The sequence below is a fragment of the Mycobacterium colombiense genome (genome assembly GCF_001953985.1).
Lineage (GTDB): Bacteria > Actinomycetota > Actinomycetes > Mycobacteriales > Mycobacteriaceae > Mycobacterium > Mycobacterium colombiense_B.
In genome coordinates, this window is the sequence record NZ_MBEI01000071.1 from 1 (window position 1) to 24,416 (window position 24,416).

Sequence of the window (24,416 nt, forward strand, 5' to 3'; positions counted from 1 at the left end):
CTCACGCACCCGATCCAGCAGCGCCGCCGACTCCGGCGTCTCCCGGGAGGCATACCACCACTCGAACATGTGTTCGATTATGCCGTCGGCCACCGACAAGTACGGTCAGTCGCCCTGCCGAATCCATGCCACGATGTACAAGCTCATCGCCGTCACCAGCGCGATCAGCACCCACTGCACGATCGCCTGGTCGATCCACGAACCGGGCGGCGGCGCCCCGGGCAGGATGTTACGCAGCGGGACGATTGCGAACAGGTTCGCGGCATACCAGGTGGCGAACGGCGGCAGGAACTTCCTTCTGCCCAGCGCCATCGGAATGGCGACCAGTAGGGCCAGGGTGGGCAGGCTGATCAGCACCAGGCAGATCCCGAGGTCGAAGATCAGCGGCCCCTTGGCCCGCCTCAGCGTGATCACCACGTTGCCGTTGTCGGTTGCGCGCGAGGTGGGCAGCGCGCTCGGGTCGTGCACCCGGTTGACGCTGATCTCCCAGCCGTCCAGCGCGCCCGTCACTTCAACGCGGGCGGGCACCTTCTTGCGGTTGTCACCTGTGCCGACGAACGCGTCGGCCGCGATCGGCTCGGTCTGGTAGGAGTCGAACGGCCAGTTGCCGGGGTCGCCGTGCGCCTCGATGGTGGTGCTGAGCTGCGCGGGCGCCTTGCCTTTCGGGTATTGCAGATCGCCGAGATCGCTTGTGGGATATAGGCGTACCGCGACGTCGTTGGCCAGCACGTCAAAACGGTTGTCGTACTGGGCAACTCCGGGATAGGCGAGCACCTCGACGGACAGGCGGTTGGCGACCGGCTTCAATTCTTCGAGGCGCAGCTGCACGATCGTGGCGTCGCCGCCACCCTGGCTCAGGTCCAGTGGGGGCAGCGGCCCCTCCGACCGCTGCAGAAAATGCACACCGAAAAGCGACAGGACGTAGACGATGATGACCGCCGCGAGAATGCACACGCCGATCGCGATCCGTGGCGCCTCACGCTTCTTCTTCGCAGCCGGCGCCGGGGCCGACGCGACGGCGGTCGGAGCCTCCGTGGTCATCGGCCACCGCCGCGAGCAATCGCGGGCCGCGCATACCGCAAGGCTTGCTGACCGCAGACCGGCACCGCTGACGACATCGGGCTGCGGCTGGCTGGCACGTCGTCAGATGTTAGCGAATGACGGAACCGGATGCGCGGGCGAAATCCCCTGTCCAGAAGGACAAAAGACACCCGACATCCACCGGACACGCACCGTTAACTTCATCGCCGGCGACGCCCCGGACGCAACCTGCCAGCGCGGCGCTACGGATTTGCTACGCCGACGACGAGTCGACCACGCAGCGAAAACCGATGTGGGTAGTCGCGGAGTCCTGCGATTGCGGTGACCGGGCCGCCGGACGGTAGCGGTGGCAATACTCCGGCGCGCACAGGTGGCTGCCGCCCTTCAACGTCTGGTTGACCGACGGGTCGGCCGGACCCGACGGGGTGCAGCAGGATTTGGGCGGCACCTCGAGCCGGTGGTGCGCGGTGAACTCGGTGGCCGTCCACTCCCACACGTTGCCGATCATGTCGACAAGCCCAAAAGCGTTGGGGGCGAACGTGCCAACGGGCGACGTTCCCACCCAGCCGAGCGCGCCGTCATTGCGGTACGGGAAGCTGCCCTGCCAGGTATTGGCCATCAACCGCCCGCCGATCGTGGCCTCGTCACCCCACGAGTACGTCGTCGTGGACCCGGCCCGGGCCGCGAACTCCCACTCGGCCTCGGTCGGCAACCGCCGCCCGGCCCAGCGCGCGTAGGCCGCCGCGTCCGGATACGCCACCTGCACCACCGGATGATCGCCGCGGTCCGCGACATCGCTATCGGGCCCGAACGGATGGCGCCAGCTCGCCCCCGGCACCCACTGCCACCACTGCCGCCAGTCGCGCAGGTCGACCGGCCCGGGTGTCGGCCGGAAAACCATTGCGCCCGGGCACAAATCGTCTGCGTTCGCTCCCGGGTACAGCGCCGGGTCGATCGGCTGCTCGGCCACCGTGACATACCCGGTGGCGTCGACGAAGTCGGCGAACTGCGCGTTGGTCACCGGGTGGCGTTCCACCCCGATCGGCCCCACCGTCACGGTGTGGATCGGCGCCTCTTCGGGGTAGAAACTGATCGACCCCATGCGGAATGACCCGCCCGGAAGGTCGACCAGTTCGCTCAGCACCCCTTCAGGGTATGACGGACCCCCTAATCCGATTGCCGGTACCAGGTGAGCATGTACAGGGCCATCGCCGCGACCAAACCGATCAGCACCCAGAGCACCAGGACTTGGTCGATCCACGCGCCCGGTGGTGGCGCGCCCGGAAGGAAGTTACGGATGGGGATGACGGCGAACAGCAGGGCCGCGAACCACGTCACGAAGGGTGGCACGAATTTCCTTCGCCCCAAGGCGATTTGAATCACAACGGCAAACGCCAAGGCAGGCAGTGCGAAGAGGACCAGGCAGATGCCCAGATCGAAGATCAACGGCCCCTTGGCCCGGTGCAGGGTGATGATGACGTTGTCGGCGCGATCGGAGTCCTGGCTGGCTTCGCCGACGCGCTGGACGCTGACGTCCCAGCCGTCCAACCCGCCGGTGACCTCCACCCGCGCGGGAATGTAGCGACGCGCATCGCCCTGGCCGACAAGCACCTCGGCGGACAGGGCGTCCGTGCGGTAGGAGTCGAACGGCCAGTTATTCGGGTTGCCGTGCGCCTCAATGGTCGTCGCGACCTGCGCAGGCGACTTACCGGCCGGGTACTGCAAGTCCCCCAGGTCATTCGGCGGGTCCATGCGCACCGCGGTGTCGGTCTTCAGCACTTCGAGGCGTTTGTCGAACATCGACTCCTCGGGGATCACCAGCACCTTGACCGTGAGGCGGTTGGCGACGGTGTCCAACTTCTCGAGGCGCACCAGCACGACGGTGTCATTGGTCGCGTTGAGGTCCGGCGGCTTGAGCGGCCCCGCGGTCTGGGCCAGCAGATGCACGCCGAACAGTGACAGGACGTAGACGACGACAAAACCCGCGACGGCGGCCACGGCGATGACCCTGCGCCGTTTGCGCCGGTCGGACGCGGCCGCGGGCGCGGGTGCCGCGGTTGGTTGCTCCGATGGCGCTGGAGGCGGTGGCGAGGGTGGCGCTAGATGGGTCATCGGTGAACACCTCCGTGGGGGATTGGAGCACTCGAAGACGGATGCTAGCGAACCCACTGTCGCGGCGGGGCAAGTTCAAAAATTCGTCATGTGTAGGTAATTTTCGGCGGCGCACCGCGCCATACCGGCCGCCTCAGCGAAACGGATGTGGACGACTCAGCGGCGATCGCCCGCCCGGCCGCGCAAACGGTCGGAGGACCGCCGGTCGGCGCTCCAATTCATCCGGATTTTGTTTGCCTGTTAATCCGTAGCAGTAATTGTCAACGGGTGAAGCGCAATCGTGCGGTCGTCGGCGCCCTGACGGCCGGCGCCATGGTGGTCTCCGCCTGCAGCAACTCCCCTGCGAGCCTGCCGTACACCGCCGGGGCCAAGGTCGACTGCGGCGGCAAGCAGACCCTGGCGGCCAGCGGCTCGACCGCGCAAGCCAACGCGATGACCAAATTCATCGACGCCTATCGCCAGGCCTGCTCGTCGCAGACCCTCAACTACACGGCCAACGGGTCCGGCAACGGCATCAACGACTTCCTCGCCGGCAAAACGGATTTCGCCGGATCGGACACACCGCTGTCGGGAGACCAATACGCCGCCGCCAAGCGGCGGTGCGGCGGCGCCGACGCCTGGAACCTGCCGGTGGTGTTCGGCCCGCTGGCCATCACCTACAACCTCGCCACCGTCGACTCCCTGGTGCTCGACGCCCCCACGCTGGCCAAGATCTTCAACGGCACCATCACGCGCTGGGACGACCCGGCCCTGGCGTCGCTCAACGCCTCCATGCCGGCCGAGGACATTCACGTCATCTACCGCAGCGACGGCTCGGGCACCACCGACAACTTCCAGGCCTACCTGCAATCCGCGTCCGGCGGGGCCTGGGGCAAGGGCGCGGGCAAGACCTTCAACGGCGGTGTGGGTACCGGCGCCGTCGGCAACACCGGCATCGCGGCCGCCGTGAAGAGCACCGAGGGGGCGATCGGCTACAACGAACTCTCGTTCGCGCTCCAGCAGGGCCTGTTCGCCGCCGAGATCAAGACGCCGGCCAGCCGCAGGTCGTTGCGCCCGGTCCGGATCGGCACCGACACGGTCGGCAAAACCATCAAGGCCGCCAAGATCACCGGCGCGGGAAACGATCTGGTGCTCGACCTGTCGTCGTTCTACAACCCCGCCCAGCCCGACGTCTACCCGATCGTGTTGGCCACCTACGAGATCGTCTGCTCGAAGTACCCGACCTACGATGTGGCCAAGGCGGTCAAGGCTTTTCTGCAGGCGGCCATCGGCCCCGGCCAGATCGAACTGGCCAGAAGCGGCTACATCCCGTTGTCGGCCGACTTCCAGGCACGGGTCTCCAGCGCGGTCGACGGGATCAGCTCCGTGGACGCGCCGAAGCCCGAGTGAGCGAATTCAGATCTTGGTAGGCGTTTTTCGATCGCGCTGTCGCCACCAGCCGACCAGGAACAGCGTCAGCGCGGCCACCAGCCCGATCAACACCCACAGCACGATGGCCTGGTCGACCCACGAGCCGTACGGTGGGCTGCCCGGCAGGATGTTGCGCAACGGGACAATCGCGAAAAGCATTGCGCCGTACCACGTGGTGAGCGGCGGCAGGAACGACGTTCTGCCCAGCGCCACGGGAATGGCGACCCAGAGCGCCAGGACGGGCAGCGAGATCAAGACCAGGCAGATGCCGACGTCGAAGATCAGCTGCCCCTTGGCCCGGTGCAACGTGATCACCACGTCGTCCTTGATATCTGGGTTGTTGTCTTCGGCGTCGTGGACGCGGGTGACGGTGGCATCCCACCCGTCCAGCCCGCCGGTGGCTTCCACGCGGGCGGCCGTCTTCTCCTTGTTGGCGCCCGAGCCGGTGAACACGTCGGCCGAGATGACCCCGGTCCGGTAGGAATCGAACGGCCAGTTCGCGGGATCGCCGTGCGCCTCGATGGTCGTGGTCACCTGTGCGGGCGCCTTGCCGACCGGATACTGCAGGTCACCCAGGTCGTTGTCGGGATACAGCCGCACCGCCGCGTCGGTCGTCAGCACGCCGAAGTTCTTGTCGTACAACGTGTCTTTGGGGTAGACGAGCACATTGACGGTCAACCGGTTCGCGACGGTGTCCAGTTTCTCCAGCCGCACCTGGACGACGCTGTCCTCGGCCTCGACCTTGCTCAGGTCCACCGCCGGCAGCGGTGGCGCCGATTTGGCCAGCAGATGCACGGCGATCAGCGACAACACGTAGATGACGATGACGGAGGCGACGATCCCGAACGCGATCGCGAGTTGCCGCCCTCGCGCGCCGTTCGGTGCCGGCGGGGCGGCGGTCATTGGGCTACCCATCAGTCCCGCGAAAAGGCAAGCGCGATCTCGGTTTCCACATCCACGTAGGGTCGGCCGGACACGTCGACGGTGACCTGGGTGATGGTGCCACCGGTGAACGTGAACGGCGCCTTGTAGCGGCTGGACACCCCCGATCCGCCATTGCGCCCGACCGTGATACCCGCACCGGCCAGCCCGAACGTGCCGGGGTGGGTGGTCACCCCGGCCAGCGTGCCGACGACCCTGTCGTCGATGAACAACGTGACGTCGCCCAACGGCGTGTGACTGTTCTCGACCGTTCCGGTGCGCGCATAGCCGGCGCCGAACAGATGCCTGCCCAGGGGCACGGCGTCGGAGGAGGACACCTCCTGCTGGCGCTCGCCGAGAAAGTTGTACACGTAATGCAGCCGACCGTCCTGGATGAACAGCACATGCCCGCCGTGCGCGCCGCCCTGCTTGAACAGCACCCCCTCCGCACCGGTGGTGTCCACGGTCACCTCCGCCAGCACCGAGAACGACCGGCCGCGGAGTTCGGCGGCGGCACCGATGCTGACATCGGCGCAGTCGGGATAGTAGATGTAGCTGTTGCGGTCGCTGACCAAATACGGCCGCGACCGCCCCAGCGTCTCCAGGATGTTCAGGTCCGACAGCGGCAGCCCGTTGTATTTGGCCGCCTCCGAGAACCACAGCGCCTTGAGTTCTTCGAGCTTGTCCGGGTTTTCGGCAGCCAGGTCGTGGCATTGGCTGCGGTCGGCCTCGATGTGGAACAGTTCCCAGCGGTCGGCGTCGAAGTGGGACCAGCCGGCCGGTGTCGCCGCGTGCACGGTGTTGGCGAACCAGCCCTGATGCCAGATCCCGCGGGTGCCCAGCATGGTGTAGAACTGGGTGCTCTTGCCGGTGTCGGCGCGCGAATCGGCAAGGGCCGCTTTGAAACTCACGCCGTCGAGCGGCTTCTGGGCGATGCCCTTGACCGTTTCCGGCGGCGTCATGCCCAGCAGGTCGTAGACGGTCGGGGTGATGTCGCAGACGTTGACGTAGTTGTCGCGGACTTCCCCGTGTGCGGCAATCCCGTTGGGCCACGAGATGATCGCCGTGTCGGCGATGCCGCCCTCATGTGAGGCGTAGCGCTTGTACAGCTTGTAGGGCGTGTTGAACGCCATCGCCCATCCGATTGGGTAATGGTTGTAGGTCTCCGGGCCGCCGAGGTGTTCGAACAGCTTCATGCTTTCTTCGACGGTGTCGATGTAGCCGTTGAAGAACTTGCCCTCGTTGACCGATCCGTTCGGGCCGCCCTCACCGCTGGCGCCGTTGTCGGAGATGACCACGATGATGGTGTCGTCCAGCTGATCCGATTCCTCGAGATAGTCCAGGATGCGGCCGATCTGGGCGTCGGTGTAGCTCAGGAACCCCGCGAACACCTCGGCCATCCGGGAGAACAGCCTCTTCTCTTCGTCGTTCAGCGATTCCCAGGGCCGTACCGTGTCCTGCAGCGGCCACGGTTCGCCGCCCGGCCCCTTGACGTCGAGATACGGGTTGACCGGCGACAATCCGGTGTCGGGCGGCACGATCCCCAGCGCCTTCTGCCGCTCCAGGACCACCTCGCGGTAGCGCTCGTAGCCCATGTCGAACTTGCCGGCGTAGCGGTCCGCCCACTCCTTGAAGACGTGATGCGGCGCGTGCCCGGCGCCGGGGCAGACGTAGGAGAACCAGGGCTTCTCGGGCGCAATCACTTTGGCGTCGCGGATGAATTCGATCGTCTTGTCGGCGAGGTCCTTCGAGAGGTGGTAGCCGTCCTCCGGGGTGCCCGGCGGGGTGACCGGGTGGTTGTCGTACACCAGGTCCGGATACCACTGGTCGGTCTCCCCGCCCAGGAACCCGTAGAACCGTTCGAAGCCGCGCGAGGTCGGCCAGTGCCGCTTCGTCGAGGCGAGATTCGATTCCTCGAGCGGCGTCAGGTGCCACTTGCCCACGCAGTAGGTGTTGTATCCCCGTTCGGCGAGAGCCTCGGAGAGCAGGCCGGTTTCGAAGGGGATGCGGCCGTTGGCGTTGGGGAAGCCCTCGGTGAACTCCTCGATGGTGGCCATGCCGACGGTCGTGGCGTTGCGGCCGGTGAGCAACGACGCCCGGGTGGGCGAGCACAGCGCGGTGGTGTGGAATTGCGAGAGGCGGACGCCGCGCTCGGCGATGCGCGACATGGCGGGCATCTCGACCAGGCCGCCGAAGCAGTCCCAGGTCGCGATGCCCGTGTCGTCCCACACCAGGTACAGCACGTTGGGCGCGTTCTGCGGGGCGGTCGGCGCCGCGTAGGGCCCCCAGTCCGGTTCGGAATCCCGGATGTCGAGCTCGATCTTCCCGTTGAACTGCCCCGACCCAGTCGCCATCGCCGCAGACTACACCCGGGACCGGGCGTTCGCTGCCGCTAGCTAAAAGGGCTTACTTAGCCTTTTCCAGAATTTCGACGAGCCGCCAACGCTTGGTCGCCGACATCGGGCGGGTCTCCATCAGCGAGACGCGGTCGCCGATGCCGGCGGTGCTGTTCTCGTCGTGCGCCTTGACCTTCGTGGTAGTCCGGATGATCTTGCCGTACAGCGGGTGACGCACGCGGTCCTCGAGCTCGACCACGATGGTCTTCTGCATCTTGTCGCTCACCACGTAGCCGATGCGCACCTTGCGGCGGCCCCGCACCTTCGGGTTGGCCGGAGTGTTCTTGGGGCCCTTGTCCTTCGACGCGGCCTCGGTTTTGGCGGCCTTCTTGGGGGCGGCCTTCTTGGCTTCTGCCATCACGATTCCTTACCGTCGGGCCCGGAAGCCAAGCCCAGTTCTCGTTCGCGCAGCACGGTGTAGACGCGCGCGATCTCCTGACGCACCGTGCGGAGCCGGCGGTTGTTGGTGAGCTGTCCGGTCGCCATCTGGAAACGCAGATTGAAAAGCTCTTCCTTGGATTCGCGCAACCGCTCGGCCAGCTCCTCTTCGGTGAGCTCACGCAGTTCGCCAGGCGAAATTCCCACGGCCATCAGAACTGATCCTCTCGAGTCACGATGCGAGCCTTGATCGGCAGCTTGTGGATTGCGCGGGTCAGCGCCGCCCGGGCGGTCTGCTCGTTGGGGTAGCTGAGTTCGAACAGCACCCGGCCCGGCTTGACGTTGACGACCCACCACTCCGGCGAACCCTTACCCGAACCCATGCGGGTTTCGGCGGGCTTCTTGGTCAGCGGGCGGTCGGGGAAGACGTTGATCCACACCTTGCCGCCACGCTTGATGTGCCGGTTGATGGCGATACGAGCGGACTCGATCTGCCGGTTGGTGACGTAGGCGTGTTCCAGGGCCTGGATGCCGTAGTCGCCGAAGTTCACCGCCGTGCCGCCACTGGCGATGCCACGCTGGCGGGGGTGGTGCTGCTTGCGGTGTTTAACCCTGCGGGGAATCAACATGATTCAGCTCTCCGTGCTTTGTGGTTCTGCAGCGGGTGCGGACTGGGTCGCGGCGGCCGTCGCGCCCTCTTAGGCGCTCGCGGCCGCGCGGCCTGCCTCGGTGCTGGTGGCCGTGGTACCCGACGCGCCGCTGCGGCGCGGGCGGGTGCCCGACGGACGCTCGCGGCGTGGACGCTCGGCGCCCGCCGGAGCGGCGGCGGCCAATTCGCGCTTCCCACCGACGACGTCGCCCTTGTAGATCCACACCTTCACGCCGATCCGGCCGAAGGTGGTCTTGGCTTCGTAGAGGCCGTAGTCGATGTCGGCGCGCAGCGTGTGCAGCGGCACCCGGCCCTCGCGGTAGAACTCCGAGCGGCTCATCTCGGCCCCACCGAGGCGGCCGGAGCACTGCACCCGGATGCCCTTGACGTTGGGCTGACGCATCGCCGACTGGATGGCCTTACGCATCGCGCGGCGGAACGCCACACGGTTGCTCAGCTGCTCGGCGACGCCCTGGGCCACCAATTGTGCCTGCGACTCCGGGTTTCGGACCTCGAGGATGTTGAGCTGCACCTGCTTGCCGGTCAGCTTCTCCAGGTCGGCACGGATCCGGTCGGCCTCGGTGCCGCGACGGCCGATCACGATGCCGGGACGCGCGGTGTGGATGTCGACCCGGACCCGGTCGCGGGTGCGCTCGATCTCCACGTCGGCGATTCCGGCCCGCTCCAGGCCGGTCGAGAGCAGCCGCCGGATCGCGACGTCTTCCTTGACGTAGTCCGCGTACTGCTTGTCGGCGTACCAGCGTGACTTCCAGTCGGTGGTGATGCCCAGCCGGAAGCCGTGCGGATTGATCTTCTGGCCCACTAGTCTGAGCCTCCCTTCGCGTCAGAGGTCTCAGACGTCTTGGCTTCGGCTTTCTTAGCGGCCTTCTTCGCGGGCGCCTTGGTCGCGGCCTTCTTGGCGGGTGCCTTGTTGGCCGGCGCTTTCTTGGCGGGTGCCTTCGCGGCGGCCTTGCTGGCCTCGGCGCGACGGGCCCGGGTCGACTTCGCCGAACCCTGGTCCTTGCCCGGCCGGCTTTCCACCACGACCGTGATGTGGCTGGTGCGCTTGCGGATCCGGAACGCGCGGCCCTGGGCGCGCGGACGGATGCGCTTGGCCGTGGGGCCCTCGTCGGCGTAGACGGTGGCGACCACCAGGGTCGCCGGGTCCAGTCCGTTGTTGTTCTGTGCGTTGGCCGCGGCACTGGCGATCACCTTGGCCACCGGCTCACTGGCGGCCTGCGGCGCCCAGCGCAAGATGTCCAGCGCGTCGGCCACCGAGCGGCCGCGCACCAGGTCGATCACCCGGCGCGCCTTTCTCGGCGACACCCGCACGAAACGTGCTTTGGCCACCGCCGAGGGGAATTCCGTTGTGGTCATCGCCGTTTGGCCTTCCGGTCGTCCTTGATGTGTCCCTTGAAGGTGCGGGTGGGCGCGAATTCACCAAGCTTGTGGCCGACCATCGCCTCGGTGACGAACACCGGGACGTGCTTGCGTCCGTCGTGGACGGCGAAGGTGTGGCCGATGAAGTCAGGAATGATCGTCGAACGCCGCGACCATGTCTTGATCACCTGTTTGGTGTTCTTCTCGTTCTGCGTGTCCACCTTCTTGAGCAGGTGGCCATCGACAAACGGGCCCTTCTTCAGGCTGCGTGGCATGTGCTACTCCTGACTTCCTAGCGACCGTGCTTCTTGCCGGTGCGCCGGCGTCGGACAATGAGCTTGTTACTGGCCTTGTTCGGGTGGCGGGTGCGGCCCTCGGGCTTGCCCCACGGGCTCACCGGGTGGCGACCACCGGAGGTCTTACCCTCACCACCACCGTGCGGGTGGTCCACCGGGTTCATGACGACACCACGGACCGAGGGGCGCTTGCCCTTCCACCGCATCCGGCCGGCCTTGCCCCAGTTGATGTTCGCCTGCTCGGCGTTGCCGACCTCGCCGACGGTGGCGCGGCAGCGCACGTCGACGCGGCGGATCTCACCGCTGGGCATACGCAGCGACGCGTAGGTGCCTTCTTTACCGAGCAGCTGGATGCTGGACCCGGCCGACCGCGCCAGCTTGGCGCCACCGCCGGGGCGCAGCTCCACGGCGTGGATCACGGTACCGGCCGGGATGTTGCGCAGCGGCAGGTTGTTGCCCGGCTTGATGTCCGCGTTCGGGCCGCACTCCACCACGTCACCCTGCGAGAGTCCCTGCGGCGCAATGATGTAGCGCTTCTCGCCGTCCAGGAAGTGCAGCAGCGCGATGTTGGCGGTCCGGTTGGGGTCGTACTCGATGTGCGCGACCTTGGCGTTGACGCCGTCCTTGTCGTTGCGACGGAAGTCGACCACCCGGTAGGCGCGCTTGTGGCCACCACCCTTGTGGCGGGTGGTGATGCGGCCGTGCGCGTTTCGCCCACCGTGGCCGTGCAGCGGACGCACCAGCGACTTCTCCGGGGTGGAACGAGTGACCTCGGAGAAATCGGACACGCTCGAGCCGCGGCGGCCGGGGCTCGTCGGCTTGTACTTACGAATTGCCATGTCTAATCAGGTTTCCTCTCGCGGCGGCTACGCCGGTGCCCCGAACAGATCGATCGGCTTGCTACCCGGCGCCAGCGTGACGATGGCCCGCTTGGTGCTCTTGCGCTTGCCGAATCCGGTCCTGGTGCGCTTCCGCTTACCTTGCCGGTTCGCGGTGTTCACCGACGCGACCTTGACGGAGAAGATCTTCTCGATAGCGATCTTGATCTGCGTCTTGTTCGAATCGGGGTGCACCACAAACGTGTACACGTTGTCGTCGAGCAGCGAATAGGACTTCTCCGAGATGACCGGGCCGAGAATGATGTCGCGGGGGTCAGTGATGGTCGCCATCTACGCCGTTACCTCCACATCTTTGTCGGCGGCACCGCCGGTGGCCCCGGCGATGTAGGCGTTGAGCGCCTCAACGCTGAACACCACGTCGTCGGAGCGCAGCACGTCGTAGGTGTTGAGCTGGTCGGGGGTCAGGAGGTGCACACCGGGCAGGTTGCGCACGCTCTTGGCGCCGGCCTCGTCGCTGCGGCCGATCACGACCAGCAGCTGCTTGCGGTCGGTCAGCGTGCCCAGGAACGCCCTGGCGTTCTTGGTGGACGGCGTCTGACCCGACACCAGCTCGGTGATCGCGTGGATGCGGCCGTTGCGCGCCCGGTCGGACAGTGCGCCGCGCAACGCCGCGGCGATCATCTTCTTGGGGGTGCGCTGGCTGTAGTCGCGGGGCTTGGGGCCGTGCACCACGCCACCGCCGGTGAACTGCGGGGCACGCGTCGAACCCTGTCGGGCCCGGCCGGTTCCCTTCTGCCGGTACGGCTTACGGCCGCCGCCGCTGACGTCGCCACGCGTCTTGGTCGAGTGCGTGCCCTGACGCGCCGCCGCCCGCTGCGCGGTGACGACCTGGTGCATCAGCGCGATATTGGCCGGGGCGTCGAACAATTCGGCCGGCAGCTCTATCGAGCCCTCGACCTTGCCGCCCGGCGTCTTGACGTCAATCTTGAGCGTCTTGGAGCCTTCTGCCATCACTTCTCACCTCGTTTGACCGCGCTGCGGACCACGACGAGCCCACCGGTGCGGCCGGGGACCGCGCCCTTGATCAGCAGCACGCCGTTCTCGGTATCGACCTTGTGCACCAACAGGTTCTGGACGGTCACGCGGTCGCTACCCATCCGGCCCGACATCCGGGTGCCCTTGAACACCCGCGCGGGGGTGGCGCAGCCGCCGATCGAACCCGGGCGGCGGTGCACCGCCTGGGCACCGTGGCTGGCGCCCTGACCACGGAAGCCGTGGCGCTTCATGGTGCCGGCGAAGCCCTTGCCCTTGGAGGTGCCCGTGACGTCGACGTAGGCGCCGTCGGCGAAGATCTCCGCCGTCAGCTCCTGGCCGACCTCGTACTCGGCGGCCGCCTCGGGGTTCTCCAGCCGCAGCTCGGCCAGGAAGCGGCGCGGGTTGACGCCCGCGGCGGCGTACTGACCGGTCACCGGCTTGTTGACCTTGCGGGGACTGATCTCGCCGTAGGCCAGCTGCACGGCGCTGTAGCCGTCCTGCTCGGGGGTACGGATCCGGGTCACCACGTTCGGGCCGGCCTTGACGACCGTCACCGGGACGACCTTGTTGTTCTCATCGAACACCTGCGTCATGCCCAGCTTGGTACCCAGAATGCCTTTTCTTGCCATGAGTCTGGATCTCCTACTGGATGTTGACGTCGACACTGGCCGGAAGGTCGATGCGCATCAGCGCGTCGACGGTCTTCGGCGTCGGGTCGAGGATGTCGATCAGCCGCTTGTGCGTGCGCATCTCGAAGTGCTCCCGCGAGTCCTTGTACTTGTGCGGTGAGCGGATGACGCAATACACGTTCTTCTCAGTCGGCAGCGGCACCGGACCTACAACACTGGCACCCGTGCGGACGACGGTCTCGACGATCTTGCGCGCCGACGCGTCAATAGCCTCATGGTCGTAGGCCTTAAGCCTGATGCGGATCTTCTGTCCCGCCACGCTTCTCCTACCCTCACTCCTGTTGAGGCCCGAATCCGGGCCTGGTGCCACCGGCGCGCCGATCGGGCCGGCCAACTCTGGGCCGATCGAGCGTTGCGCCGGATATTGCGCCGCTGTTTACCTGTCGTGGTCCACCGGCCCCCGCGGTCGGGCGTGTCACCCTCACGCAGCCTCATCCGCGATCGAAATTCGTCGCTCTCAAAGGATGGGACCGGACGCGCCCGTTTGGACGCTGGTCGTATGCCCGACCAGGCGCAAACCCGGCTCAAGGCAACCTGAACAGTATGCCTGACGATCGTGGCCCGAGCAAAATTCAGCCCGGATATCGAGCCAAATCCGCCGCACCCGTCTTGAGGACGGTAACACCGGCCGGTAAATGCGCTGGTAGAGGTCAGGCGCCGGCCGATTCGATGTTCGCGGCGCCGGCGCTGCCGCGTTGCACATGTAAGAAGCCGTCGACGGCCGCCAGCGCGCACTGGTGATAGTCGAAATCGGGCAGCGTGGACAGGCGGCCCAACACCAGCGGGCCGATGAGCAGGGCGATCGCCCGCGACCGGTCCACCTCCCCCAGCTCGGCGGCCTCCGGGCTGTCGAAGATGGCGTCGAAGGGCTCGGCGTACTGCTGGGCGATGCGCTCACGCAGGGTGGTGATCGCCGCGCTGTCGGCGTTGCGGCTGTGCCGCGGCTCGGGCAGGCCCTCCAGGTCGCGCCCCAGCGCAAGCCACGACATGGCGGTCATCATGGTGGGCGCCTGCGCGACGGATTCGGCCTGGGCCAGCACCACCGCGACCAGCCGGTCGCGCAGCGAACCCTCGTTGGGCGGGGCTGGCGACGCCGGGATCAGGCTGTTGAAAGCCGCTGCCAGTAGGTCGTTTCCGCTCGGGAAGTGGCGATACAGGGTTGCCCGGGCCACGTTGGCGGTGCGGGTGACCGCGTCGACCGTCACCGCGCTGGGCCCCCCGGCGCGCAGCAGCGTGACGGCGGCTTCCAGCAGCCTGGCTCGCGACCTCGCGGGGCGCGGGTCGGACGTCCCGGTGTCGATTGTGACCCACCTCCCTGTTTGAGGACGAGACGATCCGTCTACCTACAAGACTATTGGTCTCGAAACGTCGCACGCTCCCCAGGAGGTGAACCGCATGGTCGAAACCCTCGTCCGGTCCGACCAGCGTACTGACGGGATCGGCATCGGCGATAGCTTCCGGGCCCGAAACTGGACGCTGGCCGTCGCCTGCATGGCCGTCGCCCTGGTGGTGGCGTCGATGACGGCCCTGAACACCGCGCTCGGCGACCTCGCGGTGGCCACCTCGGCCACCGCATCGCAGCTGAACTGGGTCGTCGACGGCTACACCGTGGCTCTGGCGTGCCTGCTGCTGCCGGCCGGCGCGATCGGTGACCGCTACGGCCGGCGCGGTGCGCTGCTGACCGGGCTGCTGGTGTTCGCGATCGGTTCGATGGCCCCGGCGCTGCTGCACAACCCGGCTCAGATCATCGCGGGCCGGGCGGTGGCCGGGATCGGCGCCGCGTTCGTCATGCCCGCCACGCTGTCGCTGCTGACGGTGGCCTATCCAAAAGAGGACCGCACCAAGGCCGTTGGCATCTGGGCCGGGACGGCCGGTTCCGGCGGCGTCCTGGGCATGCTGGGTTCCGGCCTGCTGCTTCGCTTTTGGGATTGGCACGCCATCTTCTGGTCGCTGGGCATCGCCGGGCTGGTGATCTTCGCGCTGGCCTGTACCGTCGCGTCGTCGCGCGACGCTGGCGCCCCCCGGGTCGACGCGCTGGGCGCGGTCCTGATCGGCGCGGCGGTCGCGATCGCGGTGGCCGCCATCCTGGAAGCGCCCGGGCGCGGCTGGAGCGACCCGGTGGTGTGGGGCGGGCTCGTCGTCGGCGCGGTGATCGCCGCGGCGTTCGGTGCCGTCGAATTGCGGCTGGCCCTGCGGGGCAGGCAACCGCTGCTGGACGTCCGGCTGTTCGCCGACCCGAATTTCGCGACCGGGGTGACCGCGATCGTCATCCTGTTCGGCGCCACCTTCGGCTTCTTCTACATCGGCATGCAATACGTGCAGCAGATCATGGGCTACTCCGCGCTGGCGACGGCGACCGCCTTCGGGCCGTTCATGGTGCCGCTGGGCATCTTCTCTGCCCTGTCGTTCTGGTACGTGCCCAAGCTGGGGCTGCGGCTGGTGTTGTTCGTCGGCACGCTGCTGATGGCGGTCGGATTCGGGTGTATGTGCGGGCTGGATCTGCACTCGACGTACTTCGAATTCGCTTGGCCCACCTTGATTCTCGCCACCGGCATCGGAATATGCACGGCGCCGACGACTTCGGCGATCATGGGCGCGGTTCCAGATGAAAAGCAGGGTGTGGCCTCCGCGGTGAACGACACGTCGCGCGAGATGGGCGGCGCGCTGGGCATCGCGGTGGCCGGTTCCATCCTGGCCGGCCGCTACTCGCACGAGCTGGCGCCCAGGCTGGCCGGATTTCCGGCGCCGGTCCGCGGCCAGGCCACCGACTCGCTGGCCAAGGCGGTGGAGATCGCCGGCCGGCTCGGGCCCCAGGGCCGGCAGCTGGCCGACATCAGCAAGTCCGCGTTCCTGGCGGCCCTGCACGCGTCCACCATCACGATGGCCGCGATCGTCGCCGTCGCCGCCGTGGCGATCGGGGTGTGGGCTCCCGGCCGCGATGGCCGCCAGCTACGCACCGTGCGGCGGATGCTGTCGCATCACTGAACGAACTCCGCGGCCCGGTGCCCGATCATCACGATCGTGGCGTGCGGGCCGCGGCTGGTGATCGCGGGCAGGATCGAGCCGTCGATCACCCACAGGTTATCGATGCCCAGCACCCGGCACCGGGGGTCGACGACGGCGCGCGCGTCGCCGTCGGCGCCCATCGGTGCTGTGCCGCACAGGTGTTGCGAGGTTGACCAGACGGCCGCCGCGACATCGATTGTGCCGCCGGCCAAGTCGCGGGCCAGCTCGCTGCCGCGGCGCAGCGCGGCGACATCCTCGGGCTCGCTGTCGTAGCGGTGCTCTATTCGCGGCGCCACGTCGGGGTCGGCCGAAACCAGCGTGATGCGCCCCCGGGCGCGCGGCTGCATCAGCGCCACTCCCAGGTGTGGCCAGTCGGCGTGCCCGGCGGTGCCGTCGCCGGTCATCGCCACGAATCCGCCTGTGTAGGGCCTGATCTCGAGGTCGTCGGCCGTGCTGAGCACCACTTCGAGCACCGGCCGCCCGGGCGCCACCGTCCAATCGGTGGGCAGCACCCACTCGGCATGATCGCTGAACGACATGCCGACCGGCAGCGGCGCCACCATCGGCACGCCGGCGGCGCGCAACATCTTTTCTTCTCCGAAACCGGAAAGCATCAGCAGGCGTGCCGTCTCAATCGCACCGGCGCACAACACGACTCGATCGGCGGTCAGGGTCATGCGGCCGCGCGGGCCGACCGCATCGACGCCGACCACTGCGGTGCCGGCGATTCGCAGCCTTGCTACCCGGGTCCGCGCGTGCAGGTCCAGGTTCGGCCGGCCCAGCGCCGGGATCAGGTATCCGGCGCCGGAGCCACGCCGTACGCCGTCGACGATGTTGAGCGGTACAGCGCCGATTCCCGAAACCTGATCTGGCGCAGCATCATTGAGGTCGGCGATCCAGCCGAATCCGGCGCGCTCGGCGGCGGCGATGAATCGCTCGGTGGTCCCGGTCATTTCATGCGTGCGGCGCACCTGGATGGGACCGCTGTCGCCGTGGGCGGGACCGTCGAAGTCCAGGTCGGTCTCGATGGCACGGAAGCTGTCCAGCACCTCGGCCCATCCCCAGCCCGGGATGGCGATGCGGTCGAAGTCGCGCGGCAACCCGCGGCAGAAGTAACCGCCGTTGATCGCGCCCGATCCGCCCACCGTCGCCCCGCGCACCAGGGGATGCTGGCGGGCGGGCTCGTCGGTGAGGTGGGTCTGGTATCGGTGCACCAGCGGACTGCCGACACCTATCGGCAATTGCAACCCGTTTGCGGTCTGGGCGAGCAGTCCCGGATCGTCGAGCGCCGGCCCGGCCTCGAGGACGGTCACCGCGCACCGCGGATCCGCGGAAAGACGTTCCGCAACAACCGATCCTGCACTGCCGGCGCCGACGATCAGCACATCGCTGTGCGAGGCGGCTGCGGTCAAGGTGGTGGTTAACTCCGGATCTGGGGTTTCAGGGCGCGCACGTTGCGTTCCCGTAGCACACCCCACCACAACCCGAGCCCGTAGGCCAGGTCGTCGACGCGCTTGAGCACCAGGTAGGTCGGCAGCCCGATCGGTTCGACGTCGTCACTGATCGCGTCGCGGCGGCGAAGCCAGTCGACCACCCCGTCCATCACGGCCGCGACCACGACCACCCGCCGGAAATGGCGCGACATGGTGGCGGCCACCAGCGCCAGCGGCCAGTAGTGCCGACACAGCGCCGACGCCAGCTGCAGCGCCGCGGACCAGAGGCCACGGCCCGCGATCATCGCGACATCGGTCATCGACGTCTCGGCGCTGCGCATCGCCCGCGCGATCCGGTGGCCGGTCAGCACGGCCAGGACGATGGACGCCAGCCGCGACAGGGTGGACCCGAAGGCCATCAGGATCCACGTCATCAGCGCCCAGCCGGAGATCACCACCGGCGCCGTCTTGTCCGGGTGGCGCACCGACAGCGGAGCCGCCGAACCGCCGTAAAAGGCTTTGCGCGCGAGCCAGTCCCGCAACTCGGTGCGGTGGTCGTGGCCGACCAGCGCGATCGGCTCGTAGCGCAGCCGGGTGCCCGACTCGATGAGCCGCCAGCACAGGTCGACGTCCTCGCCGGACTGCAGGGTCTCGTCGAACCCGCCGACCTCCCGGATCGCCGAGCACCGGCAGATGATCGCCGCGCTGGGCACGTAGGACACCGTGCTGTGCGGCAGCACCGGCGCCTCGCGCTCCCCGAGGTCGAGCGAGGAGTGCACCGCCTCATAGCGCGCCACCACGTTCTCGCTGTGTGACAGGCCGACGATGCGGGGCGCGACCAGGCCGACCGTGGGATCGCAGAAATGACCGAGCAGCGCCTCCAGCCAGCCCCGGCGCGGTGCGACGTCGGAGTCCAGGAAGGCGACGAAGTCCGTGCTGCAGACGCCCAGCCCGGTGTTGCGGGCCGCCGCCGGGCCCTTGCTGCGGTGGTGGCGCAGCACCTCGATGTCGCAGTGCGCGCCGACGAAGTCTTCCGGCTCGACCGGGGGGAACGAGCCGTCGTCCACCACGACGACGCGCAGCCCGCGCAGGGAGCTCACCAGGCGTCGCACCCCAGAAAGGTTGTCCCGCACCGGGATTACCACCGTCACGTCATGGTGCGACGGGCCGCCCGCGGGCCGGGGGTGGGCCACCGTGGCGTCCAGCAGGGTGCGGGCGAGTTGGGCGCTGAGCTCGTCACTCACCTTCAGCCGGCCATCCGAGAGCATGTCCTGGGCGGCGGGTGCCAGCTTCAGCAGCCGGGTCGGCGAACCACCGAGCAGCGCCGAGCCGTCGCCGAGCACCCGCACGCGGCGGTCGACCTGGACGGCGAACCCGTCCGGCAACCGGTGCGCGCTCATGTCAGCAGCCCGTCGGGCCCGGGCCGCCACCGGCTGACCCGGCGGACGCAGCCGTCGACCATCTCGGCGAAGATCCGCTTGCCCTCGGCGGCGGTGGCGGTGGTCGGGTCGCCCAGCACCCCGACCGGGCTGACCGCCGCGACTCCCCCGCGACGCATCGACCCGAGCAACTCGGGCAGGGGGGCGGTGTTGCCGGCCACCGACTGCTCGGTCCGGACGACGGCCGGCGAGATGTGCAGCAACACCGAAGTTTCGGTATGGCCGGCGTGGGCGTCACCGCCGGCGGTCAGGCAGGGCGACCAGCCGACATCGCGGCCCTCGGTGCGCAACAGGGCCACCGCGCGCCTGCACGCCTCGACGTTGCCGCCGTGGCCGTTGACGAAGACGAGGCGCCGGGCCCAACCGGCCGCTGACCTGCCGTACTCGACCAGCAGCAGCGTCAGCGCCTCGGTGCCCAGCGAGATCGTCCCGGCGAAACTCTGGTGCTCGCCGCTGGCGCCGTAGGCGATGGCCGGCGCCACCAGCCACTCGTGCCCGAGGCGGGCTTGAGCGCCGCCGGCGACCGCCGTCGCGATCCGGGTATCGGTGTCCAGCGGCAGGTGCGGACCGTGTTGTTCGGTCGACCCCAGCGGAACCAATACCGACGCCGACGTGCTTGATAGCTGGCTCGACGTCGCGGCTCCCAATTCGCCGAGTACGGACACTCGGTGATGGTAAGACGAATTCACCTGGCGTGCACCAATTGTTGAAGCTTGAAAAAAACTTTTTTTCTGGGTCGTTCACTGGGCGTTCGAATCATGGGCTCGTCCGTCACGGATACCCCGCCCGTATCACGATTTGCGGATACGTCACTTAATCCGGAGATATCCACCCTGAATACTCGGGCTTTTGCTACGCACCACCCGAGGGCACGCCCAGCGCGCGGGTGAATCCCGGCGGCACCAGAATGTGCTCCGGTCCGAGGTCGTGGACCGAGGACAGCCCGAGACCCATCAGCGCCGAGTCGATACCGCCGCGCAAAATGTCGAGCACGTTCTCCACACCCGGTTGGCCTGCCGCGGCCAGCCCCCACAGGTAGGCCCGGCCTATCATCACGGCGCGGGCTCCCAGCGCCACGGCCTTGACGACGTCGCTTCCGCGCCGCACGCCGCCGTCGAGAAGCACCTCGATCTGGTCGCCGACGGCCGCGGCCACCGCGGGCAGGGCGCGGATCGAGGCCGGCGTGCCGTCCAGGTTGTTACCGCCGTGGTTGGACACCGAAATGGCCGAAACCCCCGCGTCCACCGCCCTTTTGGCGTCATCGACACGCATCACGCCCTTGAGCATGAAGGGCCCGCCCCACAGTTCGCGGAGCCAGGCGATGTCCTCCCAGGTCGGCGGCGGCGTGCCCATCCACTCCCCGTATGCCTGGAAGAAGGGCGGCCCGGGCTCGCCGCGGCGTCCCTGGTTGGGCACGCGCAGCTCCGGCGGCCGCATCGTCTTCGCCCACTGCAGGAACCATCGCGGCTTGGTGATGACCTCCGGGCTCATCTTGACGATGGTCTTGAGGTCCATCTTCTCCGGGATCGACGGGCTGCCCCAGTCCCGGCCGTGCGAGAAGCTCCAGTCGGTGGTGACGATCAGCCCGACCGCCCCGGCCGCGCGGGCACGCTCGACCCGAGCCGCGATCGCGTCGCGGTCACCCAGCCAGTACACCTGGAAGAACAGCTTCGGGTTGGCCGCGATGACCTCTTCGATCGGCTTGCTGGCGAACGAGGACAGCCCCATGGCTGTGCCGCGGGCGGCCGCGGCCCGCGCCACGGCGACCTCACCCTCGGGGTGCACCGCCTGCACGCCCGTCGGCGAGATCAGCACCGGCAGCGAAATCTCTTGTCCCATAACGTTGGTCGACGAGTCGCGCTTTTCCTGCGCACCGATGACGTGCGGCGCGAACCCGAGCTCGCTGAACGCTGCCACGTTGTCGGAGACCGTGACTCCCTTTTCGCTGGCCGAAATCAGGGACGAGTACGCCGATTTCGGCAGCCGCCGCTTGGCGCGTTGCTGCGCGATGGCGACGGTCTCAAACCATGCGTCGGCCATTTGTCACACCGGGCTTTCGTTACACATGCGGGCCGGCGGCGTCTCCGGCGTGACGGTAGGTGGCCGCAGCGACAGGGTCAGCGGCACCGGCTGGCGGATGCGCTTGCCGCGGGAATGATCGGCCCTGGGGCGCGGCGTCTCGCGGTCGTGCGCCAGCGCCGTCGCGCTGTGGCCCTGTACGCATTCGGGATCCGGCCCGTCCAGCGGCAGGCCGGTGAAGAATTTGGCGGCCATGCATCCGCCCCGGCAGCTGTCGTAGTGACCGCAGCTGCCGCAGGCGCCCGCCGACTGCGGCTCGCGCAGCTCGCGGAACAGCGGGGCGTTCTTCCAGACGTTGTCGAAACCACCGTCGGATACCACGTTTCCGGCCAGGAAGCGGTCGTGGATGGCGAACGGGCAGGCGTACACGTCGCCGACCGGGTCGATGAGGCACACCACCCGGCCCGCGCCGCACATGTTCAGGCCGGCCAGGGCGCCGGACTGGCCGAGCGGGGCCAGGTGGAAGAAGGAGTCGCCGGTGAGCACCCGCTCGCCCTTGGCGACCAGCCAGTCGTAGAGCTGGACCTGCTGGTCGGCGGTGGGGTGCAGCTCCTCCCAGACATCGGCGCCGCGTCCGGACGGGCGAAGCCGGGTGATCCGCAGCGTGGCGCCGTAACGACTTGCCAGCGCGGCGAATTCGTCGAGCTGATCGACGTTGTGCCGGGTGACGACCACGGAGATCTTGGCGTCGGAGAATCCGGCCTCGGCCAGGTTCTCCAGGGCACGCACCGCCATGTCGAACGAGCCGGGTCCCCGCACGGCGTCGTTGACCTCGGCGGTGGCGCCGTCCAGCGAGATCTGGACGTCGACGTAGTCGCTGGCCGCCAGCCGCGCGGCGATCTCGGGCGTGATGCGGACGCCGTTGGTGGAGAACTTCACGCCGACGTGGTGCTCGGTCGCGTAGTCGACCAGTTCCCAAAAGTCAGGGCGCACAGTGGGTTCCCCGCCACCGATGTTGACGTAGAACACCTGCATGCGTTCCAGCTCATCGATGATGTCCATGCACTGACGGGTGGACAGCTCGCGCGGGTCCCGCTTGCCCGACGACGACAAGCAGTGCACGCAGGCCAGGTTGCAGGCATACGTGAGCTCCCAGGTGAGGCAGATGGGCGCGTCGAGCCCGTGCTCGAACTGCTCGATCAGCCGGGGGACGGGGGCCGCTGTGGTCATTCATGGTCCTTCCGGGGCACCAGCATGTTGGACTCGACGAGCACACCCAGCGCATGCAGGTACGGCGCCTGCGCGGCGTCGTCCACTCCGGCCGCGCGGCAGGCGGACCGGATGTCGGGGTGGTCGGCCAGCGACTGCACCACCGTGAGGATGGTGCGGTTCTTCAGAAACGACAGTTTGCGGGTACCGAAGTGGTAGAGCAGCGCGCCGAACGGTTCCGGCCGAACCGCCACCTGCGGGTGCAATCGCCAGGCGCGGTCAGGCTCGAACGGCCTCGCCGTCCGAGCCTGCGCGGGCGCGGGCACGGTCAGTAGACCCCGCACATGCCGTCGATGGACACCTCTTCGACCAGGGTCTCGGTGACGAGTTGGGTGTCAGTTTCGGTCTCGTGGTCCACGGGGCCTTGCCTTTCGTCCGGTCTTGACAACGATGGGGTCTGAGTCACACTCGCCGCCAGAATATGGCATCGAGTGCCGAAATGGAAGGGCGGGGTCCGATGATGCCGCAGCCGCGGGTGGGCAGGCGCCGCTCGACCACCCAGCACCACATCACCGACGTCGCCATCGACATGTTCACGGCCCGCGGTTTCGCCGACGTGAGCGTCGACGACGTCGCCCAGGCCGCCGGCATCTCCCGCCGGACCCTGTTCCGCTACTACGCGTCCAAGAACGCAATCCCCTGGGGTGACTTCGACAATCACCTTGCCCACCTGCGCGATCTGCTCGACAACGTCGATGCCAGCGTGGGTCTGGGTGATGCGCTGCGCGCTGCGCTGTTGGCGTTCAACACCTTTGACGAATCCGAGACCGCCCGGCACCGCCAGCGCATGCGGGTGATCCTGCAAACCGCTGAGCTACAAGCGTATTCGATGACGATGTACGCCGGCTGGCGCGAGGTGATCGCCGGGTTCGTGGCGCGCCGCCTGGACTGCAAGACCACGGATCTGCTGCCCCAGACCGTCGCCTGGACGATGCTCGGGGTGGCCTTATCGGCCTACGAGCACTGGCTGAGCGATGAATCCGTCCCGCTGCCGGTCGCCCTGGGCAACGCCTTCGATGTTGTGGGCGCCGGACTGCACGGGCTGGGCGGGTGACGGCCGAGCACCTGGTGCACACCCTGCGGTCACAGGGCAGGTTCTGCGCCTCGTCGGGTTCGCCGATGTATGGCGAGCTTTTCGAACTGGTCGCCGCCGATCTGGAAGCCGGCGGCGTCTTCGCGACCGTCTTGGCCGGGCGCGAGGACGCCCCGTCGCGCGACGCGGTGCCGCTGCGGTTGCTCGGCGGGCTGCACCGGTTGGTGCTCGACGGCCGAGCGGCGCGGCTGCGCCGCTTCTACCCCAGCACCGGCGGGGGATGGGAGGCCAGGGCCGCCTGGCCGGAGATCCTGGACACCGCCGCCGGTCACGTCGACGCGCTGCGCGCGGCGCTGAGCCGGCCACCGCAGACCAACGAGGTGGGCCGATCGGCCGCCCTGATCGGCGGACTACTGCACATCAACCACGAATTCGGCTTGCCCATACGGCTTTTCGAGATCGGATCGAGCGCAGGGCTCAACCTGCGCGCGGACCACTACCGGTACGCCTTCGCCGGTGGCCAGTGGGGGCCGGCCGACTCACCGGTGACCATCGACGACGCGTGGCGCGGCGCGCTGCCGCCCCGGCGCGAAGTGCGGATCGTCGCGCGGCACGGGTACGACATCGCCCCCATCGACGTCGGCGACACCGACGGGGAGACGGCCGTACTGAGCTACGTCTGGCCCGACCAGGCCGCCCGCCTGGCGCGGCTGCGCGGCGCCATCGAGGTCGCCCGCCGCGTGCCGGCGGCACTCGAGTGCCGGACCGCGGCCGACGCGGTCGCCGGCCTGACGCTGGCCGACGGCGCGCTGACCGTGTTGTGGCACTCGATCACCTGGCAGTATCTGTCCACCGACGAACGCGCCGCGGTGCGCGCCCACGTGGACGCGCTGGCCGCCCGGGCCGACGCCCGCTCGCCGTTCGCCCACCTCACGATGGAGCCCGCGCGCGACGGCCCGGGCGCACCGATCAGGTTCGTGGTGCGGGCGCGCAGCTGGCCGGACGGCGAGCCGCAGACGTTGGGCGAATGCCATCCGCACGGCCCGCCGGTGGACTGGCAGTAGGGTTTTC

Annotated in this window: 27 protein-coding genes and 1 pseudogene; 4 read left to right on the forward strand and 24 right to left on the reverse strand. The window is 68.2% G+C overall.

From position 1 onward, the window contains the following. Nucleotides 1-105: 105 nt before the first annotated feature. The 3 genes from A5732_RS22590 to A5732_RS22600 all read right to left on the reverse strand — a co-directional run bounded on the left by A5732_RS22590 (nucleotide 106) and on the right by A5732_RS22600 (nucleotide 3,153). A complete protein-coding gene (locus A5732_RS22590; protein WP_076052187.1) occupies nucleotides 106-1,041 on the reverse strand; it encodes a DUF4436 domain-containing protein in 936 nt (311 codons plus the stop codon). Nucleotides 1,042-1,294: 253 nt separating this feature from the next. After that, complete coding sequence (locus A5732_RS22595; RefSeq protein WP_076052186.1) at nucleotides 1,295-2,185, reverse strand: formylglycine-generating enzyme family protein; 891 nt, start codon at nucleotides 2,183-2,185, stop codon at nucleotides 1,295-1,297. A gap of 23 nt (nucleotides 2,186-2,208) precedes the next feature. Beyond that, nucleotides 2,209-3,153, reverse strand: coding sequence for a DUF4436 domain-containing protein (locus tag A5732_RS22600; protein ID WP_065056824.1), 945 nt, complete (start codon nucleotides 3,151-3,153; stop codon nucleotides 2,209-2,211). Nucleotides 3,154-3,465: 312 nt separating this feature from the next. Here A5732_RS22600 and pstS point away from each other — a divergent pair, with 312 nt between their 5' ends. Beyond that, nucleotides 3,466-4,542, forward strand: coding sequence for a phosphate ABC transporter substrate-binding protein PstS (gene pstS / locus A5732_RS22605; RefSeq protein ID WP_076052195.1), 1,077 nt, complete (start codon nucleotides 3,466-3,468; stop codon nucleotides 4,540-4,542). Between the two features lie 6 nt (nucleotides 4,543-4,548). Here the strand turns inward: pstS and A5732_RS22610 are convergent, their stop codons facing one another. From A5732_RS22610 to A5732_RS22680, 14 genes and pseudogenes are all read right to left on the reverse strand, one after another. Then, entirely contained in the window at nucleotides 4,549-5,466 is a 918-nt protein-coding gene (locus A5732_RS22610) for a DUF4436 domain-containing protein (protein ID WP_249266718.1), read from the reverse strand. A gap of 11 nt (nucleotides 5,467-5,477) precedes the next feature. Continuing rightward, complete coding sequence (locus tag A5732_RS22615) at nucleotides 5,478-7,838, reverse strand: arylsulfatase (RefSeq protein WP_076103368.1); 2,361 nt, start codon at nucleotides 7,836-7,838, stop codon at nucleotides 5,478-5,480. A gap of 52 nt (nucleotides 7,839-7,890) precedes the next feature. Further along, the gene (gene rpsQ / locus A5732_RS22620) at nucleotides 7,891-8,238 is read right to left on the reverse strand and encodes a 30S ribosomal protein S17 (protein WP_076052183.1); all 348 of its coding nucleotides are present in this window, start codon (nucleotides 8,236-8,238) and stop codon (nucleotides 7,891-7,893) included. After that, on the reverse strand, nucleotides 8,238-8,471 hold the full coding sequence (rpmC, locus tag A5732_RS22625; RefSeq protein ID WP_007773580.1) for a 50S ribosomal protein L29: 234 nt from the start codon (nucleotides 8,469-8,471) through the stop codon (nucleotides 8,238-8,240). The genes rpsQ and rpmC overlap by 1 nt, the downstream gene beginning before the upstream one ends. Beyond that, on the reverse strand, nucleotides 8,471-8,887 hold the full coding sequence (rplP, locus tag A5732_RS22630) for a 50S ribosomal protein L16 (RefSeq protein WP_007773582.1): 417 nt from the start codon (nucleotides 8,885-8,887) through the stop codon (nucleotides 8,471-8,473). Before rplP ends, rpmC begins: the two co-directional genes overlap by 1 nt. Before the next feature lie 3 nt (nucleotides 8,888-8,890). Next, a pseudogene (rpsC, locus tag A5732_RS22635) lies at nucleotides 8,891-9,730 on the reverse strand (30S ribosomal protein S3). Beyond that, complete coding sequence (gene rplV, locus A5732_RS22640; protein WP_064950229.1) at nucleotides 9,730-10,284, reverse strand: 50S ribosomal protein L22; 555 nt, start codon at nucleotides 10,282-10,284, stop codon at nucleotides 9,730-9,732. The pseudogene rpsC and the gene rplV overlap by 1 nt, the downstream one beginning before the upstream one ends. Next, entirely contained in the window at nucleotides 10,281-10,562 is a 282-nt protein-coding gene (rpsS, locus tag A5732_RS22645; RefSeq protein ID WP_007773585.1) for a 30S ribosomal protein S19, read from the reverse strand. Before rpsS ends, rplV begins: the two co-directional genes overlap by 4 nt. Before the next feature lie 17 nt (nucleotides 10,563-10,579). Continuing rightward, nucleotides 10,580-11,422, reverse strand: coding sequence for a 50S ribosomal protein L2 (gene rplB / locus A5732_RS22650; protein WP_064950228.1), 843 nt, complete (start codon nucleotides 11,420-11,422; stop codon nucleotides 10,580-10,582). 27 nt (nucleotides 11,423-11,449) lie between these two features. Continuing rightward, nucleotides 11,450-11,752: a 50S ribosomal protein L23 gene (gene rplW, locus A5732_RS22655; RefSeq protein WP_007773589.1), complete on the reverse strand. Its 303-nt coding sequence runs from the start codon at nucleotides 11,750-11,752 to the stop codon at nucleotides 11,450-11,452. Beyond that, nucleotides 11,753-12,433, reverse strand: coding sequence for a 50S ribosomal protein L4 (gene rplD, locus A5732_RS22660; protein ID WP_076103369.1), 681 nt, complete (start codon nucleotides 12,431-12,433; stop codon nucleotides 11,753-11,755). It lies immediately after the preceding gene. Continuing rightward, nucleotides 12,433-13,086, reverse strand: a complete 654-nt coding sequence (rplC, locus tag A5732_RS22665) for a 50S ribosomal protein L3 (RefSeq protein WP_076052181.1) — start codon at nucleotides 13,084-13,086, stop codon at nucleotides 12,433-12,435. Before rplC ends, rplD begins: the two co-directional genes overlap by 1 nt. Nucleotides 13,087-13,099: 13 nt before the next feature. Further along, complete coding sequence (gene rpsJ / locus A5732_RS22670) at nucleotides 13,100-13,405, reverse strand: 30S ribosomal protein S10 (protein WP_003873519.1); 306 nt, start codon at nucleotides 13,403-13,405, stop codon at nucleotides 13,100-13,102. Nucleotides 13,406-13,796: 391 nt separating this feature from the next. After that, a complete protein-coding gene (locus tag A5732_RS22680) occupies nucleotides 13,797-14,396 on the reverse strand; it encodes a TetR/AcrR family transcriptional regulator (RefSeq protein WP_170879996.1) in 600 nt (199 codons plus the stop codon). 145 nt (nucleotides 14,397-14,541) lie between these two features. Here A5732_RS22680 and A5732_RS22685 point away from each other — a divergent pair, with 145 nt between their 5' ends. Next, nucleotides 14,542-16,131, forward strand: coding sequence for an MFS transporter (locus A5732_RS22685; RefSeq protein WP_076052194.1), 1,590 nt, complete (start codon nucleotides 14,542-14,544; stop codon nucleotides 16,129-16,131). On the opposite strand, the gene mftG is transcribed toward A5732_RS22685, so the two are convergent. The 7 genes from mftG to mftA form a co-directional block, all read right to left on the reverse strand. Next, entirely contained in the window at nucleotides 16,125-17,564 is a 1,440-nt protein-coding gene (gene mftG, locus A5732_RS22690) for a mycofactocin dehydrogenase MftG (RefSeq protein ID WP_076103370.1), read from the reverse strand. The genes A5732_RS22685 and mftG overlap by 7 nt on opposite strands. An 8-nt stretch (nucleotides 17,565-17,572) precedes the next feature. Next, entirely contained in the window at nucleotides 17,573-18,985 is a 1,413-nt protein-coding gene (gene mftF / locus A5732_RS22695; RefSeq protein ID WP_064950223.1) for a mycofactocin biosynthesis glycosyltransferase MftF, read from the reverse strand. Beyond that, nucleotides 18,982-19,713: a mycofactocin biosynthesis peptidyl-dipeptidase MftE gene (gene mftE, locus A5732_RS22700; protein WP_076052178.1), complete on the reverse strand. Its 732-nt coding sequence runs from the start codon at nucleotides 19,711-19,713 to the stop codon at nucleotides 18,982-18,984. Before mftE ends, mftF begins: the two co-directional genes overlap by 4 nt. Before the next feature lie 163 nt (nucleotides 19,714-19,876). Beyond that, nucleotides 19,877-21,064, reverse strand: a complete 1,188-nt coding sequence (gene mftD / locus A5732_RS22705; RefSeq protein ID WP_076103371.1) for a pre-mycofactocin synthase MftD — start codon at nucleotides 21,062-21,064, stop codon at nucleotides 19,877-19,879. A gap of 3 nt (nucleotides 21,065-21,067) precedes the next feature. After that, nucleotides 21,068-22,273 carry a mycofactocin radical SAM maturase gene (mftC, locus tag A5732_RS22710; protein WP_076103372.1) on the reverse strand — a complete coding sequence of 402 codons (1,206 nt, stop codon included), beginning with the start codon at nucleotides 22,271-22,273 and terminating at the stop codon, nucleotides 21,068-21,070. Then, nucleotides 22,270-22,596, reverse strand: coding sequence for a mycofactocin biosynthesis chaperone MftB (mftB, locus tag A5732_RS22715; RefSeq protein ID WP_196770567.1), 327 nt, complete (start codon nucleotides 22,594-22,596; stop codon nucleotides 22,270-22,272). The genes mftC and mftB overlap by 4 nt, the downstream gene beginning before the upstream one ends. Next, complete coding sequence (mftA, locus tag A5732_RS22720) at nucleotides 22,581-22,670, reverse strand: mycofactocin precursor MftA (RefSeq protein WP_007773607.1); 90 nt, start codon at nucleotides 22,668-22,670, stop codon at nucleotides 22,581-22,583. The genes mftB and mftA overlap by 16 nt, the downstream gene beginning before the upstream one ends. 99 nt (nucleotides 22,671-22,769) lie before the next feature. On the opposite strand from mftA, the gene mftR reads away from it, so the two are divergent. Together mftR and A5732_RS22730 are read left to right on the forward strand one after the other, a co-directional pair. Then, entirely contained in the window at nucleotides 22,770-23,366 is a 597-nt protein-coding gene (mftR, locus tag A5732_RS22725) for a mycofactocin system transcriptional regulator (protein ID WP_171975079.1), read from the forward strand. Then, entirely contained in the window at nucleotides 23,363-24,409 is a 1,047-nt protein-coding gene (locus tag A5732_RS22730) for a DUF2332 domain-containing protein (RefSeq protein ID WP_076103373.1), read from the forward strand. The genes mftR and A5732_RS22730 overlap by 4 nt, the downstream gene beginning before the upstream one ends. Nucleotides 24,410-24,416: the final 7 nt, after the last annotated feature.